Here is a 2,942-nt window from a genome sequence, read left to right on the forward strand (position 1 = left end):
ACTTCATGTGTTAATCTAAGAAATAAAAAATTATACTGCTTGTCATTAAAGATAAATCTAATTAGAAATAATTTTGATAAACAAAAGTTGTGATATTGAAAATATCTTCTGTATTTTATTCAAAGTCATCAGAAGCGACATTATTATTTTCGTTATTGCGAATATAAATATCAGACTGTTGCTGCTGTAATTGATCAATTTCCTGTTGATTACGTTTTTTTACTTCATTAATAGCATTGCTAAGTTGTCTGTTTATTTCTTCAACTTCAGTTTTCGCCAGCTCGTAATTCTCGTTTGTAGGGATTGCTAACGGTTGTTTAGATGTATCAATACTAAGTAATCCCGCCTCATTTTTAAAGTTTTCTAATTTATCTTTTTTATTGCCTATAAATCCCGCACTAGAATCGCGACTTCCTTTCCATTTTTTGTCGCTTAATTGTTGTTTTTGAGTAGGTATAGTGTTTGGTTTAGTTAAATCTGTAACCATGCTTTCATTATTTATTACGTCAATTTTGAGTGAATTCTCGATGGTCTTTGGTTTGGATTTATCAGGAAGCTCTTTGTTTATTCTTTGCTTTTTATATACCTGTGAAGGCGTTTTAGAGTCGTCTACTGTACTGATAGAAGCTTGAGCCTTAATTGCAACAGGCATACTAGGAGCACGAGGAACACTGGTGTGCTCAGTAGTGATATCTTTGCTGTGTCCATCCTTATATTCATCTTTCTCAGAGAAGTTTATATAGAAAATACCCAAAATACCTACATGTAAAAGTACTGCAAACATTACAGGAGCAGACCATTTTTTAGAAAAACTAAGCATTATAAAAATACTACCTTTTTGAATATAAAAACAATTAAGAGCCTATATTCGTAATGAAGAATTAATAAAGTTAACTAAATCATAGGAATTAAATTAATAGTTAAATTAATAAGAGGTATAAAACCAAAAATGATTCTATAGCTTTTATATAAGTTGATAATTATATGAGATTCTTTGTTGGCATATTGAGCTTTTATAATCATTTTCATCCGATGAGGCTTAATAAATTTTATCTATATTTTAATCTAAGCTTTGTTGAAAGTCTTATACTAAGCAAACTTACAGGATTGCATTATAAACACAAGAAGCTATAATAAATTTAACAACCCTGTAAGAAACTACTGATTTCTACACCAATAAAACCATAATTTAATTAAGGATATCCAGTTAAACCCAAAAAAATTGGGAATACACAACAATAGAAAAATATTTAATTACTGGATATTCTGTTAATCGGAATAGAATGCTATGGACAGCAAAAAAGTATTATTATCGGCGACATTTTTTTTAGCGCTTAGTCTCGTAGGTTGCCAAACGGTAAAAAGTGATCCGATGTTAACTGCTTCTGATGGTAGTCAGCAAGTCAAACAAGCCACGTGGAAAACAAAAGGCGAGACGTTTAATTTACCTGATAATAGTGCTTTGACATCCAAAGAAAGTCGAATCGTTTTTTTTCAGCAAGCAGACACTGAGAATTCAAATGCTATCAATATATCAATCGGTATCGATAACGCCTTTCAAACCACGCTTCAAAACGGCCAATATTCAGATGTCATTATTTGTAGCGGGCCTCAGATTGTCAACGTCGGAAACTTAAATCAAAAAAGTGGTGAAGTCCTAACCCGCTCTGAAAGCTATCAGCTTACTCCTCAAGCAACAACGTATTTGCAGGTCGCTCTATCAACAGTAGGCAATCCTGTTATACGGCAAATAGCAGCTGATGAAGCGCTACCATTATTAAGTCAAAGTACGCGTCAAACTCATCAAATTAGTCGGGTTTTATTGGACTGTAAAGCCACTCCAGAGTTACAACAACCTTTGGAGATTTCTAAAGTCGATCAAAAAACAGAAATTAAAAATCCTCCTCAATTCAATGTCCTATTTGATTTCGACAGCGCAGATATTAATAAAAATCACGCCGCGACGTTAGCCGGTATGGCCAATTTTATTAAATCTTACCCTAGGGCGGCTATCACGGTAGAAGGTCACACAGATAACAAAGGCCCTGAAAAATATAACCTAAAGCTTTCTCAGTCCCGTGCAGACACCGTTAAAAATATTTTAGTAGATCAATATGACATAGAGACGACGCGTTTGAGCGCTGTAGGCTATGGCGAAACAATGCCAATCGATACTAATGATACTAAACAAGGACGCCAAAATAACCGTCGAGTTGTTGCTATCGTTAATAAAGAAAATAACTAACCTAACTCATAACTTTATATGGATATTTTTCTCATTAAGAATTAGCTAATCAAGGATGATTTCATGAGCACTATTACTGTTAAGGCAAACGATAAAGTACAAACTATCGCTGAACACAAAGTCGTTACGCAGGATGGCAAACCTACAATAATAAAAGCAGCTGATAAAATTAACTACGAGCTCCTTGATGAATCAACAGGCCGCGCCCCAAACCATATTATTACTAAGCGAATAGATAAAGACCTTCACGTATCTTTTGAAGACAATGGTGAAAACCCCGATCTTATTATTGAAGGGTTTTATGATGATATCGATAGCGCTCTTATCGGCATTGCCGAAGATGGTAGTTATTACTATTATATTCCTGATTCAGGTGAAGTAGCAGACTATGTTACTGAATTGGAAGTGGGCGATGTACAAGGTCAAGCGCTAGGTGGTAATCCACAGACTACCCCATGGTGGGTAGATGCTACAGAAGCGGAAGGCTTTGATGCATTACCTTGGTTGGTTGGTTTGGCAGGAGTAGGTGTGCTAGGAGCAGCTTTAGGAGGCAGCAGTAGTAGTAATAGCGATAATAATAAACCGCCAGTAGACACTACGGCTCCTGATGCGCCAACCGATTTAGAAGTTAGCGCAGATGGTAGCATCGTCACCGGTAAAGGAGAGCCTGGGGCTAACGTTGAAATCACAGATCCAA

At 35.7% G+C, this 2,942-nt stretch carries 3 protein-coding genes; 2 read left to right on the forward strand and 1 reads right to left on the reverse strand.

Going from position 1 to position 2,942, the window contains the following annotated elements; genetic code table 11:
* Positions 1-115: 115 nt before the first annotated feature.
* The gene (locus B4K26_RS07185; protein ID WP_296244466.1) at positions 116-820 is read right to left on the reverse strand and encodes a hypothetical protein; all 705 of its coding nucleotides are present in this window, start codon (positions 818-820) and stop codon (positions 116-118) included.
* A 468-nt stretch (positions 821-1,288) separates the two neighbouring features.
* Between B4K26_RS07185 and B4K26_RS07190 the strand changes: the two genes are divergently transcribed.
* Positions 1,289-2,245: an OmpA family protein gene (locus tag B4K26_RS07190; RefSeq protein ID WP_296244467.1), complete on the forward strand. Its 957-nt coding sequence runs from the start codon at positions 1,289-1,291 to the stop codon at positions 2,243-2,245.
* A 63-nt stretch (positions 2,246-2,308) separates the two neighbouring features.
* A partial coding sequence (locus B4K26_RS07195; protein ID WP_296244470.1) for an Ig-like domain-containing protein occupies positions 2,309-2,942 on the forward strand: 634 nt, incomplete at its 3' end.

The sequence above is a fragment of the Psychrobacter sp. UBA6766 genome (genome assembly GCF_002453355.1).
Classification (GTDB): Bacteria; Pseudomonadota; Gammaproteobacteria; order Pseudomonadales; family Moraxellaceae; genus Psychrobacter.